This window comes from Micromonospora desertarenae (genome assembly GCF_056150265.1).
The window spans coordinates 182,387-206,274 of record NZ_JAXCFQ010000010.1 but is presented as its reverse complement, the minus strand read 5'-3'; the positions used below and the strand labels follow the sequence as shown (position 1 = coordinate 206,274).

Here is a 23,888-nt window from a genome sequence, read left to right as displayed (position 1 = left end):
TCCCTTCAAGTTTCGCTTCTCCTATCTCCGACGCCGGCCCGTGGGTGGCGGGCTAAGAGTCCCGCTCCTACTTGATGGCGAAGGTCCAGAAGGCCAGGAGGGCGATCACGAACACGGCGCATGTCGACACTCCGCCCCAGAAGTAGTTCATCGGCCTGCCCTGCTGCCCCACCTGTCCTGAGGCGATGAGCTTGTCGGCGACCCGATCCAAGTTGGTCAAACTCTGGCTGACTCGCTCAAGGGAGCGGGCCGTGCCCTGAAGGCCGGAAACTGAGGTGGCAGCACTTGCGAATCGGTCGGCGGCATGCCCCAGTTCCTGCATCCCCGACGCCATCTGATCGAGGCGCGTGTTGACGATCAGAGTGACAGCGTCGTGAAGATTATTGATGCTCGTTGTGCTATTCGCGAGGATCTCAGCCGCTTCGCGCAGTGGGATCACATGGTCTGGAAGAAGCCGCAGAGCATCAGCAGAGTCGCGCAGCATGGGGATGAAGTCAGGCATTCTCTGAAGGTCCCTGGCGGAATCAGCGAGCATCCACCCGTAGTCCTGGAGGCTGCTGATGCTGCGAGCGCTGTCGTGCAACATGTAGGTCTGATCTTCAAGGTTGGCGAAGATGCGAGCCGAGTACTCAAGCGATGCGATCGCGTCCTCGGACAGGTAGGGGCGGTTGAAGGACTCGCTAACCAGGGCCTTGAGAAGGGTAAGCGTCTCCTTGTTTAGGTCCTTCAGCTCATCAATCGCCTGGATAATCTCCAAGCGCATGTTCTCGATGGCGTTGGTCATCATCTCCTGAAGAAGTCGATCGTCGGTGAGCGGGGGCAGCTCTCGCAGGGTGACCGTTAGGTCGCCCTCACGATCAAGCTTCCAATCAAGGAGAACCTTCTTCGGGTACAGCGTCTTCCACAGTTCAGAGTCAACCTCTGTGTGGTGCGCCGAGCAGAGCAGGATGAGGTTGGCGAAGTTGTTGAGCTGTTCCTTCGGGTAGGACGCTTCGTAGCGCGCTTCATCCTTGCCAAGTGCTCGAATGTGAGCGATCTGCACGTTAACTCTCGGCGTGCCACTGCTCGTCATCTTCAAGACGCGTTCCTTGCACGTCGGTTCGTAGCAGGTTCCACGACTGAGCATGAATAGGGCCTTCTCTACTCCGGATCCGTAGTACCTACCCTTGCCCATCCCCACCCCCTGGTTGGTCTCCTCAAGTCAAGGAGTCACGTTAGGCGTGCGGTCCGACACTCTAGGTGGGTCATGAGGTTGCCTGCGCATACTCATAACTGACGCTTATCGGGCACCAGTTGAATTTCGGTCGTCTCCTGCGGTTCCCCGCCGGTCGCCCTGTCGCGTCTTACTGCAGTGCGATTCATTGTGGAGCCATGGTGGATCTCCGGGTCGAAGAACGTTGGGCTAGAGCGTGCCTGCAGGCTGCCCTCGACGAGTGCGAGGTTACGCAGCATGACGACAACTCCGTTGGCGGCATGCACGATCTGAGCATCGCTCGCGGTGGACGGATCTTCGCTGCAGTCGAGGTGACCGCAGCAGCGGATGCTGAGTCAATCGCCCTGTGGAAGCTGATCAACGCGGGCCAGCGCTGGATCGACCCGCAGCTGGCGGGCGGCTGGTTCGTCGCAGTGAATCCAACGGCACGCGCGAAGAGGCTTCGAGCCGAGTTGCCGGGGCTGCTTGCTGATCTTGAACGGCGCGGCATCACCGAAGTGCGCCGCTCCCGCCTGCCCGAGCCACTCGCGTCATCGTTGCAGAACCTTGGTGTCGAGTCGGCGGGACAAGGTGGAACGGCCTACCCGGGAAGCATCTACCCCACGATCCAGCTTCCTCGGGAGAAGTCTGGCGGTTGGGTTGCAGGTACCGGAGATGCTCTCGCGAGCTGGGTCGGCGACTGGTTGAGGGAGCCTGATCAGATGGACAACCTCCATAAGCTCGCGCGATCCGGCATGGAGGAGCGGCACCTGTTCGTGCTACTGCCGGGATTCACCACCGCGCCGTTCTCGGTGGTGGATCTCCTGCTCCGGGACGGAGCGCCGCTGCCGACCGTACCGCCGCAGTTGCCGCCAGAGGTGACACATGTGTGGGCGATGAGTACGTGGGCGAGCGGGGATGGGTTCCGGTGGTCGCCCAGCGAGGGCTGGCGCCGCTTCGTCAAGGTGATTCAGCTGTAACCCATCGAGACGGACGCGGCGCGTCGTGGCGTCTGATGTCGGCCTGAAGCACTACAGTGAACGCAAGCCATGTTCCAACCCTGCGTTCCCCTGGCGCTCGGAGTTGCCGGCTTCCCGCTTCGCAGTCGAGCGGCCCCACAGACATCAAGATCGCTAAGACCACTACATGTGCTATACACCAGGTGCGTTTCTACTACATGTTGTGGTCGCTGCCCGGCGAGGCTCGTTGCGAGTCCCCTGTGGATGTGGTTGAATCACATCGATCAGGAGGCAACCAGCCTCCTTGGATACACAACAACCCGGCGGTGCCGGGTGGGCGCCGTCGGGTCGTTGAGTCTATTGGCGTAGGCCTCAACCTTACCAACCTTAGCTTCGGGACTACCAGTCCCCTGGCGGGTGTCGACGGTGCTCCGTTGTGTAGCGACGAGAGGAGCACGGCATGGGTAAGAGGTGGCGCGGCAGTAGCCGGAGGCCGGCGGGGCGGATGGAGGTCCGGTCGTCGGTCCGGCTGACGCAACAACCGGGTGAGTATGCCCGCTACTCCGGCATCTGGCAGGCGCTGAGGGGTGACTACCAAGCCACCGTCGTCCGAGGGCGTCGGATGCCCCCGACTCGGCTGGGCGGGGCTTGGGTTCTGCTGCGGCGGACCCGGACCAAGCAGTAGTCGCCGCAGGTCTACGTTGAGCGGCTCCGCCCGTTATGGGCGGAGCCGCTCGTCTTGTTCGTGGCGGGTGCTGGGCCTGTGGTGCTGACCCAGTCTCATAGACGGGACTCCTGCGTGCTGAGCGCCACTCCTGGCCGCGCGAGGCGTCATGACGCATCAGTCTTGATGTTGATCGGTATGCAGCGGCCGTCCTACGTGAAATTCCAGGTCAGCGGGGAGTCGACGTGGCTAGCAGGCCATGATGGACCTCGGTCGGGCCCTCCCGACGGACAGGCGGTCCGGCGTCAGCCAGATGGACATGGAAATACTTCGCCCCTGTGTAACGGACTTGCCACGCGCGGGGTCACGAAGCCTTATGGTTACTTCCCAGCGCGCAGATGGACCGTCAGTCGGTGGTTCGGATGGCACAGGTGCCCCTTCGGCCGGCCGAGGGGCAACTGCCTCCGGCGTCCCACTGAGAGGGCGGTGAAGTCCGTGCGCAAGAAGGGACGTCAAGTCCCGGGCAAGACCCGGCAGGACGAAGCTGAACGGTCCAAGCGTTCCGGCGAGTGGCTAGTGCCCGCGTTGCGGGTACTCGGCTACGCGCTCTGGCTCGCGGCGACGTTGGCCGGGGGTTGTGGGCCCAACTGACCTAGCCGGTCAGTTGGGCCCAGGGGAAGGGCTCCGCCTCTCGGCTCGCATACCTGGGGCGGGGTCTTCCTCATGTCCAACGGCGTTGGACGTCTAGTTCAGCGCCGTTGGACATCTACCGATGCGGAGGAGACTACTCGTCGCATGAGAAGTCCACGATGTAATGCCGGAGATTCGTGTGCAGGTTCCACCTCGTCGGGCTATCCCATATCAGCCCAGGCGTCGAGATCCCGTCGCGCGTACAGGTCCGCGTTCCCTTGCTTGCCCCTCGCCTCGGGCACCTCGCCGACGCGTCGCTGTAGCCGCTTCTTGGCCGCTTCGTAGGACCAGGGGAGCACTCCGGTGTCTACCGCTTGGCGCAGCGTCAGGAAGTCCCCGGCAGGGCTTGATAGGCCGTTGACCTGGCATGTCCTCGGGGACCGGGGACACGCAAGCCGCCGAGCCTCCGTCGCGGTGAGGTAGGCAACCTGCGTCTCGGCGGCCTGCCCGCCGATGACCACCTGCCAGCGGCCGAGGGTGCGCGAGGCGCGCGGCATGGCCGCCTCGGGGACCAGCATCTTCCAGTTGTTCGCCGTGTACCGGGCGAGGCAGCGGATGCCGAAGTTCTCCCGTGCCTCGGGTCCGCCGATGGCGCGGGCGGTAAGCATCTGCGCGATGGCGAGCACGTTGACCTTGGCGCTGCGGCCCATGAACAGCAGGTCAGCCGGGGCTGACACGGCGGGGGAGCGCTTCGGATCTCCCTTGCCGCGCGCCTCGGCCCAGAAGTTGACGAGCTGCCCGATGGTGGCGTTCAACTCCTCGGCGATGACGAGCACGCGGGGACCGGGGTCCCAGTCTTCGGCCTCGTGCATGGCCAGGGTGTTCCGCTCGTCGGCGAGCGCGGCCAGGCGCACGAGCGCGTCATGCATCTGCGCCGGCCTGGTGCAGTAGTCGACGCCGGCCAGGCTGAGGGCCCAACGATGCGAGCCCTTGCGGTCGAGGATGACCACCCGCCCGCCTCGGTTGAGGACCTGCACGGCGACCAGCTCGGCGAGCACGCTCTTGCCGGCGCCCGTTCCCGCGCTGACGGCGATGTGCGGGGAGTCGTCGCGCAGGGACAGGGTCACGGGTCGATCGCCTGCACCCTGCCCGATATAGAACTCCCACTCGGCCAGCCGGGGCAGGTACGCGGCGACCTGGTCGTAGCCGACCCTGACCGGCGGACGCTTGCGCACAGTCCACGTGGCGGTTACCCGCGGACCGACCTGATGCCAGGTCTCGACCAGGTCTGCGACGGGGATCTTGCTGCCGATGATGGAGGAGACGAGCTGCCGCTGTTCTCTGGGCAGGTATGGGATGTCGGCAACCAGCTCGATACGCGGGCCCCGGTCGCCGTCAACCGGCCGGCGGAACACAGCCAGCCGGGACGTGACCGGCTGCGCCTTGCGCTGCACCGCCCACGCTGCTCGCTGTGCTCGCTCGGGAAGCCACCGGATGATCGGCTCGACGTGCTCGCCGTACCAGGCGCGTACGGCTTCCTCCGCCGGGCTCAGAGGCTTGGCCAGGCGAGGGGTGAGGTTGCCTAACGACGGATCAACGTGCAGGCGCACGCCGGTCTGCGAGCCCATCGCCGGAGCGAGAGCGGCCAGGGTCGGCGCGATGTACTCACGGTGAAACCGGCGACGCACCAGCCGTTGCCGGCCGCGCCAGACGGCAACCACGGCGGCGCCGCTGGCCGCAGTAAGCGAGGGGTCGGGGAAGGCCACGGCCAGGCCGGTGGCAGCCGGCACACCGAGGCGGTATGCCTGACGCTGCCAGCCGGCCAGCCGGCCCGGACCCCGATGCCGGTAGGGGTAGCCCTGCCGGCCGTCGAGAGGACGGCCGGACAGGTACCGGTAGACCACACGGGGCACCGTGTGCTTGCGCCGTAGCCGGCGAATAGCCCGCTCAAGCTCGGTCACCGCTCGCTCCCCTCGTGCGACAGGTGAGCAAGAGCAGCGGCCATGCCGAGCACGGCGACGGGCAAGCAGGCAACCAGGGTAGTGATCCACCACGGGGCCGACGTGATGCCGGCGGCGACCAGGAGGTGATAGGCCACCTGGCCGAGGGCGCCAACCATGAGAGACCCGATGGCGGACCACTTGGCGAACCGGCGAGCCCGGGGCGGAACCAGGCCCGACAGCCAGGCTCGCAGGGCGTAGGCGGCGTAGACCTCGACGCCGATCGGCAGCGTGATGGCCGTGTTGAGGCTGAACCCGTCGGCGATGCCGGGCAGGGGGTGGACCACCCCGAACCCGGTGAGTCCGCCGAGCCCGACCCACCCGGACCAGATAGCGACGAACGCGGGAAGCGCGATCAGCACTACCGGCCACGCTGCGAGCTGGCGAACCTTGCTCTTGCCCGGGATGGCCTCGGTGCTGGCCTGCGGGTGTCCGTCGTACTCGACCAGCGGAGACGGCCCGGTGAACTTCTCGGCCGGAAGGATCAGCGGAACCGGGGTGGTGTCGACCGGCAGGGCCGGCGGGACCGGGGCAGGCTCGGCGTACTTCCACGGGTCCGATGCGGGCCCGGTCTCAGCCTCGCCCGGCATGGTGAAGGGCTCGGCGACCAGGGCCAGCCGGACAGCCTGAGCCTTGGGGGCGCCCACCTTGAACTCGCGCATGATCCGGTTGCGCGACGGAATCTCGCCGAGCCTGTCAGCCAGGTCCCGGACGGCGGGGAGCAGGTCGACCACGGCACGCGGGTAGGCGCTGGGAACGGTGGCGGTGGTCATCGGTGGCTCAGCTCCCGGCGGGTGTTGGCGACAGTCGGAACGTCAGAGAGGTGGGAGATGTCGTCGGCAACCTGGTCGGCGTGCTGGTCAACCAGCCGGCTGGCGATGACGAACGGCGCGAGCATCGCGGCCGGGCCGCCGATGACGACCAGGCCGAGCACGTAGGCGGCGGTGCCGTTCATCGGGCACCTGCCAGCGCCTCAGAGCGGCAGGGGATGCACCGGCCGGCAGGCTGGCCGACGTGCCCCGGCTTCTGGCAGCGGTCGCCACCGGCGGTCATCGGAAGGGCAGCGCCCTTGCGCTCCGGGTACGGGTAGCCGTTGGTCCCGGGGTTGTTGCTCTTGTTCTTGGGAAGGAATCGACGCCAGTCGCGGGCGCTTGCGCCCGTCTTCAACTTCCCTTGGTCTTCAACACTTCGGGTGTCACCCTGGCTGTCACCCCCGGCGGGCTGATTCGTCACCCCCGCCGGCTGATTCGTCACCCCCGGGCCGTTGTTCGTCACCCCCTCGCCGGTCACCAACCGGTACACGCGGGTGGCGATACCGCCGACCTTGGACACGACCAGGCGGCCGAGCTGCACCAGCTTGGCGAGAGCCCGCTGCACGGTCCGCTCAGAGCAGCCGGCGTACTCGGCCAGGGTGGCGACAGAGGGCCAGGCGTTGCCCTCGTTGTTGGCGTGAGCGGCGATGGCGATAGCCACGGCACGTTCGTTCTTCCCGAGATCACGGGTCGCGAGCAGGGCAGCCTTGACAGATACACTCATGGCGGGTCGGGGTCTCCTCCCGATCAAGGCCAGGGAGACCGGGTGTTCCAGCACCCGCCCTGGCCGTCTCTATCTGGGGAGACAGACCGTCGGCACGTACGTGATCAGTGCTAGTGCATGCCGTAGGTGAAGTAGACGTAGGCGTGCCCGGCCGGGCCGAACATGACCGCGTTGCGCGGCGTACGCCCCCGGTGGGCGTGCGAGGCGGGATCGCCGGCGGTGCCCGCGTACGCCTCGACCTCGGTGATCCGGACGGTGACCCCGCCGGCGGTCAGCCGGCAGCCGAGCAGCCCGCGGGCGGCCGGCAGCACCGGACCGGCGAGCAGGTCGGCGAGGTCGGCGAGCCCGGCCGGCTCGGCCCGGTCGGCCGGCTCGGCGAGGTCCGCCGGCTCGGCGAGGTCCGCCGGCCGTCGGTCGGAGTGCGCCACCACGGGTCCGACCCTATCCGGCCGTCCCGCCGGCCGCCGGGGACCGCTGCCGGCCCTCGCCCGCCCTGGCGCTGCCCACCCGCCACGACTTAAATAGTATGTTGAAAACGGAGCGTTGATGTGATGAGGTCGGGACATGACGGAGGACCTCTTCACCGCGCCCGACGCGGGCCGGGCCCGCGCCGAGCGCACCTACGCCGCCCTGCACCGGATCGCCGAGCGGCACGCCGACACCGACGCCCGCCGCCGCCGGCACACCAACCCGTACCTGCCCGACCCGTACGAGGCGATCGCGCTGGTGACCTCGCTGGCGGCCGGCGGCGCCGAGCCGGAGCCCGGCGAGGAGCCGGTCGACGACGGCGACCTCACCGCCGCGCTCACCCTGATCCCCCACCTGCGCGCCGAGGTCGACGCGCTGGAGGCCGGCCTGCTGACCCTGGCCCGCGGGCGCGGCCTGACCTGGCAGGCGATCGCCTACGGCCTCGGCCTGGGCAGCGCCCAGGCGGCGAAGCAGCGCTTCGAACGCCTCGCCGCCCGCACCGCCACCGGCGACTGACCCGATCGTCCGCAGTGCAGCCGGCCGGCGGCGCACCGAGCCCGGCTGGGCGACATACCGGCGCGGCGGCGCGTCCGGCGGGCGCGCTGGCGGTTCGGGGAGACTGGGGCAGACTGTGCCGGGAATCGATCGGCGGGAGGGGCGATGGAGCGGGCGGAGATGCTGGCGTACTGCCTGGCGAAGCCGGGCGCCTGGCTGGACCAGCCGTGGGAGGGCGACGAGGTGGTGAAGGTGGGCAGCCGGATCTTCGCGTTCCTCGGTTCGCCGGCCAACCCGCCGACGATCGGGGTCAAGTGCGGCCCGAGCCGCGAGGTCGCCGACGAGTGGCTGCACCGGCACCCCGACGACGCCCGGGTGATGCCCTACATCGGCCGGTCCGGCTGGAACACGCTGCGGCTGGACGGCCGGATCGACGACGAGGAGCTGATCGAGGCGGTCGACGCCTCGTACGACGCGGTGGTGGCGAAGCTGCCGAAGCGGGAGCGGCCGACGGCCTGACCGGGCCGGCACCGCGCGGCGCGGGTCGCGAAACCGCTGCCCCGGCGCGCACCGGGGCAGCGGTTCCCTGACGTCGACTCAGCGCGGGACGACGCGCTCGGCGGCCCACTCCCGCCAGCCGGCCAGCCGGTCCGCGGCGGCGGCCAGCTGGTCGGCCACCGGCCCGGGGCCGGTGGAGCCGGGCGTGATCCGGGCCGCGAGCGCGGAGCGGACCGACAGCACGTCCCGCACCGACGGGTCGAGGTGCTCGCTCACCGCTGCCAGGTCGGCGTCGGAGACCTCGTCGAGCGCGCAGTCCCGGGCCACGCAGAGCGCCACCAGCCGGCCGGTGATCTCGTGCGCGTCGCGGAACGGCACGCCCCTGCGCACCAGCCAGTCGGCCACCTCGGTGGCCAACGAGAAGCCCACCGGGGCGGCGGCCACGAGCCGGTCCGCCCGGACCGTCATGGTGGAGATCATCCCGGCGAGCGCGGGCAGCAGCAGTTCGAGGGTGTCGACCGCGTCGAAGGCGGGCTCCTTGTCCTCCTGCATGTCCCGGTCGTAGCTCATCGGCAGGCCCTTGAGCATGGTGAGCACGCTCATCAGCCCGCCGACCAGCCGACCGGACTTGCCCCGGGCCAGCTCGGCGATGTCCGCGTTCTTCTTCTGCGGCATGATCGACGAGCCGGTGGCGAAGGCGTCGTCCAGCTCCACCCAGCCGAACTCCTGCGAGGTCCAGAGCACCACCTCCTCGCCGAGGCGGGACAGGTGCACCCCGATCATCGCGGTGACGAAGAGGAACTCGGCGACGAAGTCCCGGTCGGCCACCGCGTCCATCGAGTTGGCGAACGAGGTGCGGAAACCCAGCTCCTTGGCGACCGCGACCGGGTCCAGCGGCAGGCCGGAGCCGGCCAGCGCGCCCGCACCGAGCGGACTGACCGCCGTCCGGTGGTCCCAGTCGCGCAGCCGTTCCAGGTCGCGCAGCAACGGCTGCACGTGGGCGAGCAGCCAGTGCCCGAAGGTGACCGGCTGGGCGTGCTGGAGGTGGGTCATCCCCGGGGCGGCGGTGTCCACGTGCCGCTCGGCCTGCTCGACCAGCGCCTCGGCCAGCTCGACCAGCCGGGCGGCCACGCCACGGGCGTGGTCGCGCAGGTAGAGCCGCAGGTCGGTGGCGACCTGGTCGTTGCGGGACCGGCCGGCGCGCAGCTTGCCGCCGAGGCTGCCGAGCCGCTCCAGCAGGCCACGCTCCAGCGCGGTGTGCACGTCCTCGTCGTCGACGGTGGGACGGAACTCCCCGGAGGCGCAGGCCGCCTCCAGGTCGTCCAGAGCCGCCAGGATCCGGCCCAGTTCCTCGGGGTCGAGCAGGCCGGCGCCGGCCAGGACCCGGGCGTGCGCCCGGGAGCCGGCGATGTCGTACGGCGCCAGCCGCCAGTCGAACTGCACGCTCACCGACAGCCGGGCCAGGGCCTCGGCGGGGCCGCCGGCGAACCGGCCGCCCCAGAGGCTGGTGCGGTTGGTGGCGGCGCTGTTCTCGGTCAGGCTCTTGTCGTCCACCCCACCCATTGTGGCAGCGCTCACCGTTGGCTCCCGACCGCGGGGCTCACTCGCCGCGCTCCTTCACTCCTCGCGCTCGCACCCACGATCAGGCGCCACCCAGCCGGGCGTCCCGCGCGGCGGCCATCTTGCTCGGCAGGCCCCACAGCTGCACGAAGCCCTTGGCCAGGGACTGGTCGAAGGTGTCGCCGGTGTCGTAGGTGGCCAGGCCGAAGTCGTAGAGGCTGGCCTCGGAGCGGCGGCCGGTCACGGTGGCCCGGCCGCCGTGCAGGGTGAGCCGCACCTCGCCGGAGACGTGCTGCTGGGCGTCGTCGATGAACGCGTCCAGCGACCGCTTCAGCGGCGAGAACCACAGGCCGTCGTAGACCAGCTCGCCCCAGCGCTGGTCCACGCTGCGCTTGAACCGGGCCAGGTCGCGCTCGACGGTGACCGCCTCCAGCTCCTGGTGGGCGGTGATCAGCGCGATGGCGCCCGGCGCCTCGTACACCTCGCGGCTCTTGATGCCGACCAGCCGGTCCTCGACCATGTCGAGCCGGCCGACCCCCTGGGCGCCGGCGCGCCGGTTCAGCTCCAGGATCGCCTGGTACGGGGTGACCGTCTCGCCGTCCACGGCGACCGGCACGCCGGCGTCGAAGGTGATCACGACCTCGTCCGGGTCGCGCTCCTGCGCCGGGTCGGAGGTGTACGAGTAGAGGTCCTCGATCGGGCCGTTCCAGATGTCCTCCAGGAAGCCGGTCTCCACCGCGCGACCCCACAGGTTCTGGTCGATCGAGTACGGCGACTTCGCCGACACGTCGATCGGCAGGCCCTTCTCCTCGGCGAAGGCGATCGCCTTGTCCCGGGTCCAGGCGAAGTCCCGGGCCGGCGCGATGATCTTGAGGTCGGGCGCGAGCGCGCCCAGACCGACCTCGAAGCGGACCTGGTCGTTGCCCTTGCCGGTGCAGCCGTGCGACACGATCGTGCCGCCGTACTTCTTGGCGGCGGTGACCAGGTGCTTGACGATCAGCGGCCGGGACAGCGCGGAGACCAGCGGGTAGCGGTCCATGTAGAGGGCGTTGGCCCGGATCGCCGGCAGGCAGTACTCGGCGGCGAACTCGTCACGCGCGTCGACCACCTCGGACTCCGCCGCGCCGCAGTCGAGCGCGCGCTGCCGGATGACGTCGAGGTCCTCGCCGCCCTGCCCGACGTCGACCGCCACCGCGATCACCTCGGCGCCGGTCTGCTCGGCCAGGTACGGGATGGCGACGGAGGTGTCCAGCCCTCCGGAGTACGCCAGGACGACCCGCTCGGTCATGGTGTGGTGCTCCCTTCAACGTTCTCTTCCCGGCGGGCCCAGCCGGCGAGCTTCTCGCCGAGCGCGGCCCCGCCGACGGCCTCGCGGGCCACGACGAGGATGGTGTCGTCGCCGGCGATGGTGCCGACGACCTCGGGCAGGCCCGCTCGGTCCAACGCGCTGGCCAGGTAGTGCGCCGCGCCCGGCGGGGTGCGCAGCACGGCGATGTTGCCGCTGTAGTCGACCCCGTTGAGCAGCTCACGCAGCAGCCGCACCAGCCGGGCCGGTGCGGCCTCGGCCTCGCGCAGCGGCCGCTGGCCGTCCTCGGGGATCAGGTAGACGGCCCGCCCGTCGCCGCCGCGGACGGTGACCGCTCCCAGTTCCTTCAGGTCCCGGGAGAGGGTGGCCTGGGTGACCTGGATGCCGTCGCCGGCGAGCAGGTCGGCCAGTTCGGTCTGCGAGTGGATCGCCTTGTCGCGGATCAGCTCGACGATGCGGGCGTGCCGGGCGGCGCGGGTCAGCGGGGCGGTCATCGGTTCTCCCTGGTCGCGGTGACGCCCGGCGCCGCCGCGTCCGGAGCCGCGGCCGCGGCCTCGAGGAGGAACGTGAGCAGCGCCTTCTGGGCGTGCAGCCGATTCTCCGCCTGGTCGAAGACGGCGCTGCGCGGGCCGTCGAGCACCTCGTCGGTGATCTCCTCGCCCCGGTGCGCGGGCAGGCAGTGCAGCACGATCACGTCCGGCGCGGCCTGGCCGAGCAGCTCGGCGTTGACCTGGTACGGCCGGAACGGGGTGATCCGGTCCAGCCCGTCGTCCTCCTGGCCCATCGAGGTCCAGGTGTCGGTGGCGACCACGTCGACGCCCTTGACCGCCTCGATCGGATCGGTCAGCACGTTCACCGAACCTCCGGTGCCGGCGGCGATCTCGGCGGCCCGGGCCACCACCGCGGGGTCGGGGGCGAAGCCGGCCGGGCCGGCCACCCGTACGTGCATCCCGGCGGTCGCCCCGGCCAGCAGGTACGAGTGGGCCATGTTGTTGGCCCCGTCGCCGAGGTACGCCAGGGTGCGCCCGGCGGTGCCGCCGCACCGCTCCCGGACGGTGAGCAGGTCGGCCAGGAGCTGGCAGGGGTGGAAGCCGTCGGTGAGCGCGTTGACCACCGGCACGCTCGCCCCCGCGGCCACCTCGGCGATCCGGTCGTCGCCGTGGGTACGCAGCACGATCGCCGCGACGTAGCGGGACAGCACCCGCCCGGCGTCGGCCAGCGTCTCGCCCCGGCCGAAGTGGGTCACCTGGGTGTCCACCACGAGCGGGTGGCCGCCCAGCTCGGCGATGCCGGCGTCGAAGGAGATCCGGGTACGCAGGCTCTGCTTGTCGAAGAGCACCGCCACCGACCGCGGCCCGGCCAGCGGCCGGTAGGCGAACCGGTCCGCCTTCATCCGCGCGGCCAGCTCCAGCACCGCCGACTGCTCGGCCGGGCTCAGGTCGTCGTCGCGCAGGAAGTGCCGAGGGCTCATGGGGTGGTCTCCGGGGCGGGGGTGGCAGAGGTGGCAGGGGTCGCAGGGGTGGGCACCGCGGTCGGGACGCCCACCGTCGGGGCACCCGCGCCGGCGGCGGCGGGCGCGGTGGCGTCCAGCGCGGCGGGCAGCGCGGCCAGGAACGCGTCGGCCTGGGCGGCGGTGAGGATCAGCGGCGGGGCGAGCCGGACCACGCCGGGCTGCACCGGGTTGACCAGGAAGCCGGTCTCCCGCAGCGCCTCGGCCAGCACCGCCGCGACCGGGGCGGTGAGCACCACGCCGAGCAGCAGGCCGGCGCCGCGCACCCCGTCCACCAGCGGGTGGCCGAGCCCCTCGATGCCGCGGCGCAGCCGCTCGCCGATCCGCTTGACGTGGTCGAGCAGCCCCTCGCCGGCGATGGTGCGCACCACCGCGAGCGCGGCCGCGCAGCTGACCGGGTTGCCGCCGAAGGTGGTGCCGTGCGAACCGGGGCGGAGCAGCTCGGCGGCCCGCCCGAAGGCCAGGCAGGCGCCCAGCGGCAGCCCGCCGCCGAGCCCCTTGGCCAGGGTGACCACGTCGGGCTCGACCCCCTCGGCCTGGTGGGCGAACCAGTGCCCGGTACGCCCGATGCCGGTCTGCACCTCGTCGAGGACCAGCAGCGCGCCGTGCCGGGCGGTGATCCGCCGGGCGGCGGCCAGGTAGCCGGTCGGGGGGACGACCACGCCGTTCTCGCCCTGGATCGGCTCCAGGATGACCATCGCGGTGGCGTCGGTGACCGCCGCCTCCAGCGCGGCGGCGTCGCCGTAGTCGACGTGGCTGACCTCGCCGGGCAGCGGCCGGAACGGGTCGGCCTTGGCCGGCTGGCCGGTGAGCGCCAGCGCGCCCATGGTCCGGCCGTGGAAGCCCCCCGTCGTGGCCACCACGTGGGTGCGGCCGGTGAGCCGGGAGAGCTTGAACGCCGCCTCGTTGGCCTCCGCGCCGGAGTTGGCGAAGAAGACCCGGCCGGGCCGGCCGGCCAGCGCCAGCAGCAGCTCCGCCAGCGCCACCGGCGGCTCGGCGACGTAGAGGTTGGAGACGTGCCCGAGCGTCGCCACCTGCCTGGACACGGCGGCCACCACGGCCGGGTGGGCGTGGCCGAGGGCATTCACCGCGATCCCGCCGACCAGGTCGACGTACTCCCGGCCGGCGTCGTCGGTCACGACCGCGCCGGCGCCGGCGACCAGGGCCAGCGGCGGGGTGGCGTAGTTGTCCATCATGGACTGCGACCAGCGCTCGACGAGCGTGCTCATGACCGGACCGGACCTTCCTTGTTCGCGACGGCGGGGCCTGGCCGCTCCGCTCGCGCACTCGGCGCGCTCACGACCATCGTGCCGAACCCTTCCGAGGTGAAGACCTCGAGCAGGGTGGAGTGGGCGACCCGGCCGTCGACGACGTGCGCGGCCGGCACCCCCTGGCGCACCGCGCGCAGGCAGGCCTCCATCTTGGGGACCATGCCCGACTCCAGGCGCGGCAGCAGCTTCGCCAGGTCGTCGGTGGTGATCTCGGAGACCAGGCTGTCGGTGTCCGGCCAGTCGGCGTAGAGGCCCGGCACGTCGGTGAGGACGACCAGCTTGCGCGCGGCCAGGGCGACCGCGAGCGCGGCGGCCGCGGTGTCGGCGTTGAGGTTGTGCAGCACCCCGTCGGCGTCCGGGGCGACGGTGGAGATCACCGGGATCCGGCCGGCCGCGATCAGGTCGGTGACCGCCGAGACGTCGACCGACTCCACGTCGCCGACCTGCCCGACGTCCACCGGCTCCCCGTCGACGTACGCGGGCCGGCGCACCGCGGTGAACAGCCCGGCGTCCTCGCCGGAGAGGCCGACCGCGAACGGGCCGTGCGCGTTGATCAGGCCGACCAGTTCCCGGCCGACCTGGCCGACCAGCACCATCCGGACCACGTCCATCGCCTCCGGGGTGGTGACCCGCAGGCCGCCGCGGAACTCGCTGTCGATGCCGAGCCGGCCGAGCATGGCGGAGATCTGCGGCCCGCCGCCGTGCACCACGACCGGCTTCAGCCCGGCGTAGCGGAGGAAGACCATGTCCGCGGCGAAGGCACGCTGCAGCTCCGGGTCGACCATGGCGTTGCCGCCGTACTTGATCACGACGGTGGAGCCGGAGAAGCGGGCCAGCCAGGGCAGCGCCTCGATCAGCGTGGCGGCCTTGGCCTGGGCGCGGGTGAGGTCGGTGGTGAGGCTCATGTCGAGTAGGCCGAGTTCTCGTGCACGTACGCGTGGGAGAGGTCGTTGGTCCAGATGGTGGCCGCGGCGTCGCCGGCGTGCAGGTCGATCCGGATGGTGACGTCCCGCCCGGTGAGGTCGACCTTCGACCGGTCCTCGGCGGCGGCGCCGGAGCGGCACACCCAGACCTCGTTGACCGCGACGTCCACGCCGTCCGGCTCGAACGCGGCGGCGGTGGTGCCGACGGCGGCGAGGATCCGGCCCCAGTTCGGGTCGTTGCCGAACAACGCGGTCTTGACCAGGTTGTTGCGGGCCACCGCCCGGCCGACCTCGACCGCGTCGTCCTCGCTGGCCGCGCCGACCACGTCGACGGCGATCTGCTTGGTGGCGCCCTCGGCGTCGGCGACGAGTTGCTGGGCCAGGTCGTGGGCGGCCGCGGTGACCGCCGCGGTCAGCTCGGCGACGCTGGGCGTGATGCCGCTGGCGCCGCTGGCCAGCAGCAGCACGGTGTCGTTGGTGGACATGCAGCCGTCGGAGTCGACCCGGTCGAAGGTGACCCGGCACGCCTCGCGCAGCGCGGCGTCGAGCACCTCCGGCCCGGCCACCGCGTCGGTGGTCAGCACGCAGAGCATGGTGGCCAGCCCGGGGGCCAGCATGCCGGCGCCCTTGGCCATCCCGCCGACGGTCCAGCCGCTGCCCCGCGCCACCGCCGTCTTCGGCCGGGTGTCGGTGGTCATGATCGCCTCGGCGGCCGGTGCGCCGCCGTCGCGGGACAGCCCGCGCACCGCCTTGTTCACCCCGGCGAGCAGCGCGGCCATGGGCAGCCGCTCGCCGATCAGGCCGGTGGAGCAGACCGCTACCTCCCCGGCGCCCAGCATCAGCCGGGCGTTGGCGGCGCTGAGCGCGGCGGCGGTGTGTTCGGCGGTGGCGTGGGTGTCCTGGAAACCGGCGTGGCCGGTGCAGGCGTTGGCGCCGCCGGAGTTGAGCACCACGGCGCGGACCACCCCGCCGCGGACGACCTGCTGGCTCCAGAGCACCGGCGCGGCCTTCACCCGGTTGGCGGTGAACACCCCGGCCACGCCGGCGTCCGGGCCGTCGTTGACCACCAGCGCCACGTCGCTGGCGCCGCTGGCCTTCAGCCCGGCCGCGACGCCGGCGGCCCGGAACCCCCGAGGAACGGTGACTGTCACGGCGCCATCCCTTCGTTCGCGACTGCGGGGCTCCGCTGCGCTGCACTCCTCGCGCTCACGGCACCATCCCTTCGTTCGCGACTGCGGGGCTCCGCTGCGCTGCACTCCTCGCGCTCACGGTGCTACCCCCCAGACGGACAGGCCGGTGGTCTCCGGCAGGCCGAGCATCAGGTTGGCGCACTGCACGGCCTGGCCGGCGGCGCCCTTGCCGAGGTTGTCCAGCGCGCTGACCACGACCATCCGGCGGGAGTCGACGTCGACGGTGGCCTGCAAATGGCAGGAGTTGGAGCCGAGCGTGGCCGCGGTGTGCGGCCACCGCCCCTCCGGCAGCACGTGCACGAACGGCGCGTCCGCGTACGCCTCGGCGAGCACCGCCTGCGGGTCGACGCCGCGGGCCGGCACGGCGGTGACGGTGGCCAGGATGCCGCGCGGCATCGGCGCGAGGACCGGGGTGAAGGAGAGGCTGGTGGCGCCGGTGGCTTGCTTGATCTCCGGGACGTGCTGGTGGGTGCCGACCCGGTAGGGCGACAGGTCGCCCATCACCTCGCTGCCGAGCAGGTGCGGCTTGGCCGCCTTGCCGGCGCCCGAGGTGCCGGAGGCGGCCACCACCACCACGTCGGCCGGCTCGGCGGCGCCGGCGGCGATCAGCGGGGCCAGCGCCAGCGTGATCGCGGCGGCGTAGCAGCCGGTGTTGGCCACCCGGGTCGCGCCGGCGATGGCCGCCCGCTGCCCGGGCAGCTCCGGCAGGCCGTAGGTCCAGCGGCCGGCGTGGGTGCCGCCGTAGTACTGCGCCCAGTCGTACGGGTCGGCGAGCCGGTGGTCGGCGCCGAGGTCGACCACGCGCACCTCCTCCGGTAGCCGGCTGGCCAGCGCCGCCGACTCGCCGTGCGGCAGGGCCAGGAAGACCAGGTCGGCGTCGGCGAGCGTGGCCGGGTCGGTCTCGGCGAGCACCAGGTCGAGCCCGGCCAGCTGCGGGTGGACCGCGTCGACCCGGTGCCCGGCCTGGCTGTGCGCGGTGGCGGCGACCAGCTCGAACTCCGGGTGCCCGGCCACCAGGCGGAGCAGCTCGCCGCCGGCGTAGCCACTGGCCCCGGCGACCGCGACTCGGATACCCATACTCACCTCCGCATGACTATGCAGATACGCTATCAACGATGATCGCCCGCTGCAAGTTCATGCGGTCCATTGCATGAAAATGGGACGTGACGCGGGTCACAATCGGGCACTTGGGTGACATCCGGTCGGGCCCCCTCAGGGACGCCCGGCATGCCGTGCCGTGTCGGGTGGGGCGGGACGCCGGGCCGGGCCGGGCGGCGGTAGCGTTGCGCCACATTCGTCGCCGGTGGGCGGTCAGCCGTCGGCGGAACGCTCGGGATCGTACGGAGGATGGCGCATGTCCAACGGCGAAGAGCCGCACCCGGGGCGCGACGACGCGGCCGGGCGGCCGGGGTTCGAGACCGCGCTGCGTGGCTACGACAAGCGGCAGGTGGACCGCCACCTGGAGCAGGTCGACGGCCGGCTGGCGGCGCTGACCGCCGAGCGGGACCGGGCCAGCGCCCAGGTCCAGGAGCTGACCGGGCAGCTGCACCGGCTGCACGCCGAGCTGACCGAGTTGCGCCAGCGCCCGGCCCAGCCGGAACGCGCCGCGTTCAGCGACCTCGGGCCGATGGTCGAACAGATCCTCGGGCTGGCCGAGAAGCAGGCCGAGGCGATCACCGGCGCGGCCGAGCAGCGCGCCGGGGAGCTGCGGGCCGAGGCCGAGTCGGTGCTGGCCGCGGCCCGGGAGCGGGTCGCCGAGGCCATGCGCACCCTCGAGGAGGAGACCGCGGCCCACCGCGCCGAGCAGGAGCAGGCGTACGCGGAACGGCAGGCGGCCGCCGAGGCGGAGCTGGCCGAGATCCGCGCCGCCGCCGAGCAGGCCCGGGCCGAGGGCGAGGCCGCCCACCAGCGGGCGATGCAGGAGGCGCAGCGGCTCAGCGAGCAGAGCGCGCAGCAGGTCGAGCAGGCCCGCAACGCCGCCGAGGCGCTGACCAAGGCCGCCCGTACCCAGATCCAGCAGGAGGTCCAGGCGGCCCGGGCCCGCGGCCAGCAGGAGCTGACCCAGTGGCGGGCGGGCGTCGAGCGGGAGCTGACCGAGCGGCGCGCCGCGGTCGAGCAGGAGCTGGCCGACCAGCGCGCGGCGGTCGAGGAGGAGCTGGCGTCGCTGGTCACCGAGACCCAGCGGTACACCACCGAGCTGCGCGAGCACGCCGACGAGCAGGACGCCGCGCACGCCGAGCAGCTCGCCGCCGTCCAGCAGGAGATCGCCGAGCGACGGCAGGCGCTGGCTCAGGTACGCGGGGAGCTGGAGACCGCGCAGCAGCAGCTCGCCCGGGCCCGGCAGGACTGCGCCGGCGCGGAGCGGGAGCTGGTGCAGTCGCAGCGGCGGCTCAGCGAGGTGCAGCGGGAGCTGACCGACGAAACGGCCCGGCTGGACGCGGCCCGGCAGGCGGCCGAGGCCGCCGAACAGCACGCCCGGGAGGTACGCGCCCGGGTGCGCCGCGAGGCGAAGCGGGTGGCCGACCTGGCCGCGGCGGCGGTGATGGCGGCGGCCGCGGGCGGCACCGAGACCGCGGAGTACCCCCTGGTGGCGGCCCGCCCCGGTGACGGCGGCGCGGAGCCGGCCGCGGCGGACCACGGGCCGGCGGCGGTTGCGACGGAGCACGGGCCGGCGGCGACCGCGGAGGCGGACCGGGCCACTCCGGCGCACGACGGACCGGCCGGTCCGGCCACCGTGGCGGCCGGACCGGCGGCCAGCGGCGACGCCGAGCCGGCCGGCGCGGACGCGGGAGCCACGCCGGACCCCGGACGGACGGGCCAGCACCCGGATGCCGATGCCGTGGCGGTCGACGAGCCCGCGGCGGGCCGGACCGACGCCGGGGTGTGGGCGGCGGGCCACGACCGGCAGCCCGCCGGGGACGGCAGCCGGGCCGACGGCGACGGGCGCTCGCCCGTGGAGTGGTTCCCCCGCCCCGTGCGCCCGGCGGCTGCCGACGGCGCCGACCGCCGCCCTGACGGCGGCGCCGACCAGCGGCACGACGGCGAGGCGGTGGTCACCGCCTGAGCGCCGGTCGGCGGGGTGGCGCCGTCGGTCCGGGGCGCCCCTCCCCGACCGCGCGCCTCGGTCGAATCCGGGCAGGTTCTCGGCTGCGACGTGCGTCGCGGGTGGCCGACCATGCCGTCGCCGCTGGCCTTTCGGCCGATGTGCGCGGCCGAGATCGGCGCCACGGCGCCACACATCGACTGGCATAATTACCTCGGCGGTGGTGTGGGGCCGACGACGGCCCGCGGGGGCACACAGCGGAGGTCGCATGGGGCTGTCGTTCCAGATCCTCGGCCCGGTCCGGGTGCTCCGCGACGGCCGCCCACTGCGGTTGCCGGCCGGCCGGCCGACCGCGCTGCTGGTCACCCTGCTGCTGCACGCGGGCGTGGCGGTCCCGGTGGAACGGCTGCGCCAGGAGCTGTGGGGCGGGCAGGCGCCCGCCTCGGCGGTGGCGAACCTGCGCAGCCACGCGAGCCAGCTGCGGCACCTGCTCACCGGCCCCGGCGAGCCGGTGCGGCTGCACGCCGAGGGCGGCGGTTACCGGCTCCGGGTGGCGCCGGGTGAGCTGGACGCCACCGAGTTCGAGCGGCTGGTCACCGAGGGCCAGGCGGCCCGCGCCCGGGGCGAGCCGGCGGTCGCGGCCAACCTGTTCGAGCGGGCGCTGGCGCTCTGGTCGGAGACCGAGCCGCCACCGGCGTACGGGGCGGTGACGGCGGCCGCGTTCGACCGGCTGCGCGAACGCCGGGCCGGCGCCCGGGAGGCGTACGCCGCGTGCCGGCTGGAGCTGGGCGACCCGGGCAGCCCCGCGCTGCTGGCCCTGCTCCGCGCGCACCTGAGCGAGAACCCGCTGCGGGAGCCGGCCTGGGCGCTGCTGATGACCGCCCAGTGCCGGGCCGGCGACCAGGCCGCCGCGGTGCAGACGTACCGCAGCGCGTGCCGGGCGCTCGCCGGGGAGCTGGGCGTCTCCCCCGGCCCCGAGCTTTCCGAGCTGTACCGCTCGGTGCGCCGGCACGACCCCCGGTTGCTGCCGGCCGGCAACCGCGCCCGCCCGCGGGCCCGCGGCCGGTCCACCGGATCCGCCACCGCGCCGGTGCCGCACGAGCTGCCCTGCGCCGCCGCGCCCTTCGTCGGACGGCACGCCGAACTGGCCCGCCTCGGCGCCGCGCTGGCCGGCGCCGGCGAGCGCCCCGTCGCGGTGTCGGTCTACGGCATGGCGGGCACCGGCAAGTCCGCGCTCGCGCTGCGGGCCGCGGCCGAGGCGCTGGACGCCTTCCCCGACGGCCAGCTCCACCTCGACCTCGGCGGCTCGGTCGCGGACACCCCGCTGCCGCCGATCCAGGTGGCCAACCGGGTGCTCCGGTCGCTCTGCCCCACCTCCCGGCCGGACCCGGCCAGCCTCGCCGAGGCCCGGGCCCGGATCCGGTCCCTGCTGTTCAACCGGCGGGTGCTGCTGGTGCTCGACAACGCCGCCGACGCCGCCCAGGTCGACGGCCTGCTGCCGGTACGCGGCGGGTGCGCGCTGCTGGTGACCAGCCGCGCCCCGCTGCTCGACGGGGCGGACCGGCCGCTGCGGCTCGATCCGCTCCCCCCGCCGGAGGGGCTCGCCCTGCTCCGGGCGGCCGCCGGCGCCCGCCGGGTGGACGAGGAGCCGGAGGCCGCCGGCGCGGTGGTGGCGCTCTGCGAGGGGTTACCGCTGGCACTGCGTACCGCCGCCCGCCGGCTCGCCGAGGGACCGCACTGGTCGCTGGGGCGGCTGGCCCGGCTGCTGCGCGACGAGCGCTACCGGCTCGCGGAGACCGGGCTGCGGCCCCGGCTGACCGCCAGCTACCGCCGGCTCGGATCCGCGGCCCCGGTGTTCCGCCGGCTCGGCCGGGCCCGGCCCGGGCCGGTCACCGCCGAACTGGCCGCCGCGCTGACCGGCCAGCCGCCCGAGGACGCCGCGCGGGCCCTGGACCGGCTGGTGGCCGCGCAGCTCGCCGAGCCGGCCGGGCCCGGCCGGTTCCGCATCGGCGACCTGGTCCGGCTCTACGCCGCCGAACTCGCCGCGGCCGAGCAACCGGATCCCGACGCCGCCCGGCCCGACCCGGACGACGGGCGGCCCGGACCCGCCGTGCCCGGGCAGCGCCGCACCACCGGCCCGGGCGGCTGAGGTCGCGACGCCGGGTGCGGCCCCGGAACGGGGGGTGTTCCGCGTGGTCCGCGCCGGGCGAGCGGGCGGCCTGGTCAGGCCGGGGCCGGGCGCTGCTCGCGGTAGCCGCGCGCCTGGAGGGTGAACAGCCGGGCGTAGCCGCCACCGGCGGCGAGCAGCTCGTCGTGGCCGCCGCACTCGGCGATCCGGCCGTCGGCCAGCACCACGATGCGATCGGCGTCGCGCACCGCGTTCAACCGGTGCGAGATGAGCAGGCTGGTCCGCCCGGCGCGCAGCCGGCGCAGCCGGACGTGCAGGTCGTGCTCGGCCTCCGCGTCCAGCCCGGAGCTGGGCTCGTCGAGCACGAGCAGGTCCCGGTCGGCCCGGAGGAAGCCGCGGGCCAGCGCGATCCGCTGCCACTGCCCGCCGGAGAGGACCACCCCCGCCCCCGGGTCGTCCCGGTCCGGCCCGTCGAAGAAGATCCGGGTGAGCAGGGTGTCGTAGCCGCGGGGCAGGGCGGTGAGGGCGTCGTCGATGCCGGCGTGCCGGGCGGCGGCCCGCAGCCGGGCCGGGTCGTCGCGGGCGGCCAGGTCGCCGACCGCGATGTTCTCCCCGGCACTGAGGTCGTACGGCATGAAGTCCTGGAACACCGCGCCCAGCCGCTCCCGCAGCGCCGCCGGGTCGAACTCGCGCAGGTCCACCCCGTCCCAGCTGATCGTGCCGCGCTCCGGGTCGTAGAACCGGCAGAGCAGCTTCACCAGGGTGCTCTTGCCGGCCCCGTTGAGCCCGACCAGCGCGGTGGTCGAGCCGGCGGGCAGGAACAGGTCCACCCCGCGCAGCACCCACGGATGCTCCGGCGAGTAGCGGAACCACACGTCGCGCAGCTCGATCCCCCGCCGCAGCGGCGGCACCGGGCGCGGCGCGGCCGGCACCGGCAGGTCCGGCTCGGCGTGCGTCACCTCGTCGTAGTGGTCGAAGAGCAGCAGCGCCTGGTGGATCGCGCCGAGCTGCCCGACCAGGTTGCCCAGCGCGCCCTGCACGCCGGGCACGGCGGCGAGGTAGACCGCGACGTCGCCGGGGGTCAGCCCGCCGGCGGCGGCGCGGGTGACGACGTAGACCACGCCCACCCCGGCCACCCCGGCGCCGAGCAGGCCGAGCAGCGCCTGGGCGCGCAGCTCGCGGCGGTCCAGCCGCTGCTCCACCCGGTGCATGCCGTGCAGCTCGTCGAGCATCCGGTCGCCGAAGAACCGGCCCAGGCCGAACAGCCGCACCTCCTTGGCGGCGGGCAGGCCCACCAGCAGCTGGGCGAAGAACAGGTCGCGCCGCTGGAAGTGCTCCAGGTGCAGCACCATCGCCGCGCGGGCCCGGTTGAGCCGCAGCTGCATCCATAGCGTGGGCAGCGCCGCCACCAGCACCAGCAGCCCGACCACCGGGCTCAGCACCAGCAGTACGCCGAGGAAGCCGCCGGCCAGGATCACGCTCTGCACCCCGGCCAGCGCGTTGCCGGTCAACTGGGTGGGGCCGAGGTGCCCGGTCTGCTGGGCGGCCTGCAACCGGTCCTGGAACTCCGGGTCCTCCAGCCGGGCCAGCCCACCGAGCCGCTGCACGGCCGCGTACAGGCGGCGGCGGACCAGCCGGGTGACCGCCCGGGACCGCTCGTTCTCGACGTACCGGCGCAGGTGCGGCAGCACCACCGAGGTGGCGGCCAGCGCGGCCAGCCCCACCCCGAGCACGGCCAGCGGCACGGCCGGCCCGCCGCCGGTGGTCAACCGGTCCAGCACCAGCTTGGTCAACCCGGCGACGAGCACCGGCGCCAGGCCGCCGACCACCGCGAGCAGCAGCTCCGCGCAGGTGCCCCCGGGCGCCGCCCGCCAGGTCAGGCCGGCGGCCTGCCGGGCGTGCCGGACGGCGCGCCGGGGCGACAGCCGGGGCCCGGTCACCGCGCCACCGGCAGGTCCAACCGGGCGATGCCGAACGAGTTGGCGGCCACCACGCCGCGCTCGTCGAGCAGGCCGAACGCCGGGTAACCCTTGACCCCGAAGGCGAGCGGCAGCGGGGCGTTGCCCGGCTCGATGAAGACGGTCGCCACGTCGGCGAAGCGGGCCGCGTACGGCTCGGTCTCCGGGCCCTTGCCGACCACCACCACCCAGACGTGCTCCGCCCCGCCGGGCATCTCGCGGGCCCGGTCCAGCAGGTCCGGGATCTGCGCCTCGCACAGGTCGCAGGCGGGCGAGAGGAACGCCACCAGGGTCATCGGCGGCAGGTCGTCCCGGGTGTGGGTACGCCCGCGCAGGTCGGTGGCGACGAACTCGCCGGGGATCGAGCCGGCCTCCAGCATGGACTCCGGCAGGGTGGACTGCTTGTCGCCGAGCAGCTCGGTGTGCTCGCGCAGCCGGCGGATAACGCCGAGCATCAGCACCAGGTTCAGCAGGCCGAGGACGATGGCGACGACGACGGCGACGGACAGGTACCACATGGCGCACTCCTAGGTCGACGGACGGCGGACTCGGGACGG

General features: G+C 73.1%; 20 protein-coding genes and 1 pseudogene. 5 read left to right on the top strand and 16 right to left on the bottom strand.

Annotated elements, in window-relative coordinates; genetic code table 11:
- Positions 1-67: 67 nt before the first annotated feature.
- Positions 68-1,078 (bottom strand): hypothetical protein, encoded by a 1,011-nt coding sequence (locus SM577_RS21500; protein ID WP_474587811.1) that lies wholly within the window; start codon positions 1,076-1,078, stop codon positions 68-70.
- A gap of 293 nt (positions 1,079-1,371) precedes the next feature.
- Between SM577_RS21500 and SM577_RS21495 the strand changes: the two genes are divergently transcribed.
- Entirely contained in the window at positions 1,372-2,172 is an 801-nt protein-coding gene (locus SM577_RS21495) for a hypothetical protein (protein WP_474587810.1), read from the top strand.
- Between the two features lie 1,494 nt (positions 2,173-3,666).
- Here SM577_RS21495 and SM577_RS21490 read toward each other — a convergent pair.
- The 5 genes and pseudogenes from SM577_RS21490 to SM577_RS21470 all read right to left on the bottom strand — a co-directional run.
- Positions 3,667-5,406, bottom strand: coding sequence for a type IV secretory system conjugative DNA transfer family protein (locus tag SM577_RS21490; RefSeq protein WP_474587809.1), 1,740 nt, complete (start codon positions 5,404-5,406; stop codon positions 3,667-3,669).
- A complete protein-coding gene (locus SM577_RS21485; protein WP_474587808.1) occupies positions 5,403-6,218 on the bottom strand; it encodes an ABC transporter permease in 816 nt (271 codons plus the stop codon). Before SM577_RS21485 ends, SM577_RS21490 begins: the two co-directional genes overlap by 4 nt.
- Positions 6,215-6,400 carry a hypothetical protein gene (locus SM577_RS21480; protein WP_474587807.1) on the bottom strand — a complete coding sequence of 62 codons (186 nt, stop codon included), beginning with the start codon at positions 6,398-6,400 and terminating at the stop codon, positions 6,215-6,217. Before SM577_RS21480 ends, SM577_RS21485 begins: the two co-directional genes overlap by 4 nt.
- Positions 6,397-6,981, bottom strand: a complete 585-nt coding sequence (locus SM577_RS21475) for a helix-turn-helix domain-containing protein (protein ID WP_474587806.1) — start codon at positions 6,979-6,981, stop codon at positions 6,397-6,399. The genes SM577_RS21480 and SM577_RS21475 overlap by 4 nt, the downstream gene beginning before the upstream one ends.
- A gap of 113 nt (positions 6,982-7,094) precedes the next feature.
- A pseudogene (locus SM577_RS21470) lies at positions 7,095-7,307 on the bottom strand (DNA-3-methyladenine glycosylase); the annotation flags it as partial.
- 238 nt (positions 7,308-7,545) lie between these two features.
- Between SM577_RS21470 and SM577_RS21465 the strand changes: the two are divergent.
- Together SM577_RS21465 and SM577_RS21460 are read left to right on the top strand one after the other, a co-directional pair.
- Positions 7,546-7,965 carry a DNA-binding protein gene (locus tag SM577_RS21465; protein WP_302921200.1) on the top strand — a complete coding sequence of 140 codons (420 nt, stop codon included), beginning with the start codon at positions 7,546-7,548 and terminating at the stop codon, positions 7,963-7,965.
- 144 nt (positions 7,966-8,109) lie between these two features.
- Positions 8,110-8,463, top strand: a complete 354-nt coding sequence (locus SM577_RS21460; protein ID WP_088994752.1) for an MmcQ/YjbR family DNA-binding protein — start codon at positions 8,110-8,112, stop codon at positions 8,461-8,463.
- A gap of 78 nt (positions 8,464-8,541) precedes the next feature.
- On the opposite strand, the gene argH is transcribed toward SM577_RS21460, so the two are convergent.
- From argH to argC, 8 genes are all read right to left on the bottom strand, one after another.
- Entirely contained in the window at positions 8,542-10,005 is a 1,464-nt protein-coding gene (gene argH / locus SM577_RS21455) for an argininosuccinate lyase (protein ID WP_302921463.1), read from the bottom strand.
- 79 nt (positions 10,006-10,084) lie between these two features.
- Positions 10,085-11,290 (bottom strand): argininosuccinate synthase, encoded by a 1,206-nt coding sequence (locus SM577_RS21450; RefSeq protein WP_302921199.1) that lies wholly within the window; start codon positions 11,288-11,290, stop codon positions 10,085-10,087.
- Positions 11,287-11,802 (bottom strand): arginine repressor, encoded by a 516-nt coding sequence (locus tag SM577_RS21445; RefSeq protein ID WP_474587805.1) that lies wholly within the window; start codon positions 11,800-11,802, stop codon positions 11,287-11,289. Before SM577_RS21445 ends, SM577_RS21450 begins: the two co-directional genes overlap by 4 nt.
- Positions 11,799-12,779: an ornithine carbamoyltransferase gene (gene argF / locus SM577_RS21440; protein WP_474582008.1), complete on the bottom strand. Its 981-nt coding sequence runs from the start codon at positions 12,777-12,779 to the stop codon at positions 11,799-11,801. The genes SM577_RS21445 and argF overlap by 4 nt, the downstream gene beginning before the upstream one ends.
- Positions 12,776-14,047, bottom strand: coding sequence for an acetylornithine transaminase (locus SM577_RS21435; RefSeq protein WP_474587804.1), 1,272 nt, complete (start codon positions 14,045-14,047; stop codon positions 12,776-12,778). The genes argF and SM577_RS21435 overlap by 4 nt, the downstream gene beginning before the upstream one ends.
- On the bottom strand, positions 14,044-14,994 hold the full coding sequence (gene argB / locus SM577_RS21430) for an acetylglutamate kinase (protein WP_302921195.1): 951 nt from the start codon (positions 14,992-14,994) through the stop codon (positions 14,044-14,046). Before argB ends, SM577_RS21435 begins: the two co-directional genes overlap by 4 nt.
- Positions 14,991-16,163 (bottom strand): bifunctional glutamate N-acetyltransferase/amino-acid acetyltransferase ArgJ, encoded by a 1,173-nt coding sequence (gene argJ, locus SM577_RS21425; RefSeq protein WP_302921194.1) that lies wholly within the window; start codon positions 16,161-16,163, stop codon positions 14,991-14,993. The genes argB and argJ overlap by 4 nt, the downstream gene beginning before the upstream one ends.
- A gap of 114 nt (positions 16,164-16,277) precedes the next feature.
- Positions 16,278-17,279, bottom strand: coding sequence for an N-acetyl-gamma-glutamyl-phosphate reductase (gene argC / locus SM577_RS21420; RefSeq protein WP_302921193.1), 1,002 nt, complete (start codon positions 17,277-17,279; stop codon positions 16,278-16,280).
- Positions 17,280-17,556: 277 nt separating this feature from the next.
- Between argC and SM577_RS21415 the strand changes: the two genes are divergently transcribed.
- Together SM577_RS21415 and SM577_RS21410 are read left to right on the top strand one after the other, a co-directional pair.
- Positions 17,557-19,266 (top strand): DivIVA domain-containing protein, encoded by a 1,710-nt coding sequence (locus SM577_RS21415; RefSeq protein ID WP_474587803.1) that lies wholly within the window; start codon positions 17,557-17,559, stop codon positions 19,264-19,266.
- Between the two features lie 247 nt (positions 19,267-19,513).
- The gene (locus tag SM577_RS21410) at positions 19,514-21,394 is read left to right on the top strand and encodes an AfsR/SARP family transcriptional regulator (protein WP_474587802.1); all 1,881 of its coding nucleotides are present in this window, start codon (positions 19,514-19,516) and stop codon (positions 21,392-21,394) included.
- A 74-nt stretch (positions 21,395-21,468) separates the two neighbouring features.
- Here the strand turns inward: SM577_RS21410 and SM577_RS21405 are convergent, their stop codons facing one another.
- Together SM577_RS21405 and SM577_RS21400 are read right to left on the bottom strand one after the other, a co-directional pair.
- A complete protein-coding gene (locus SM577_RS21405; RefSeq protein WP_474587801.1) occupies positions 21,469-23,313 on the bottom strand; it encodes an ABC transporter ATP-binding protein in 1,845 nt (614 codons plus the stop codon).
- The gene (locus SM577_RS21400) at positions 23,310-23,849 is read right to left on the bottom strand and encodes a TlpA family protein disulfide reductase (protein WP_302921189.1); all 540 of its coding nucleotides are present in this window, start codon (positions 23,847-23,849) and stop codon (positions 23,310-23,312) included. The genes SM577_RS21405 and SM577_RS21400 overlap by 4 nt, the downstream gene beginning before the upstream one ends.
- Positions 23,850-23,888 lie beyond the last annotated feature (39 nt).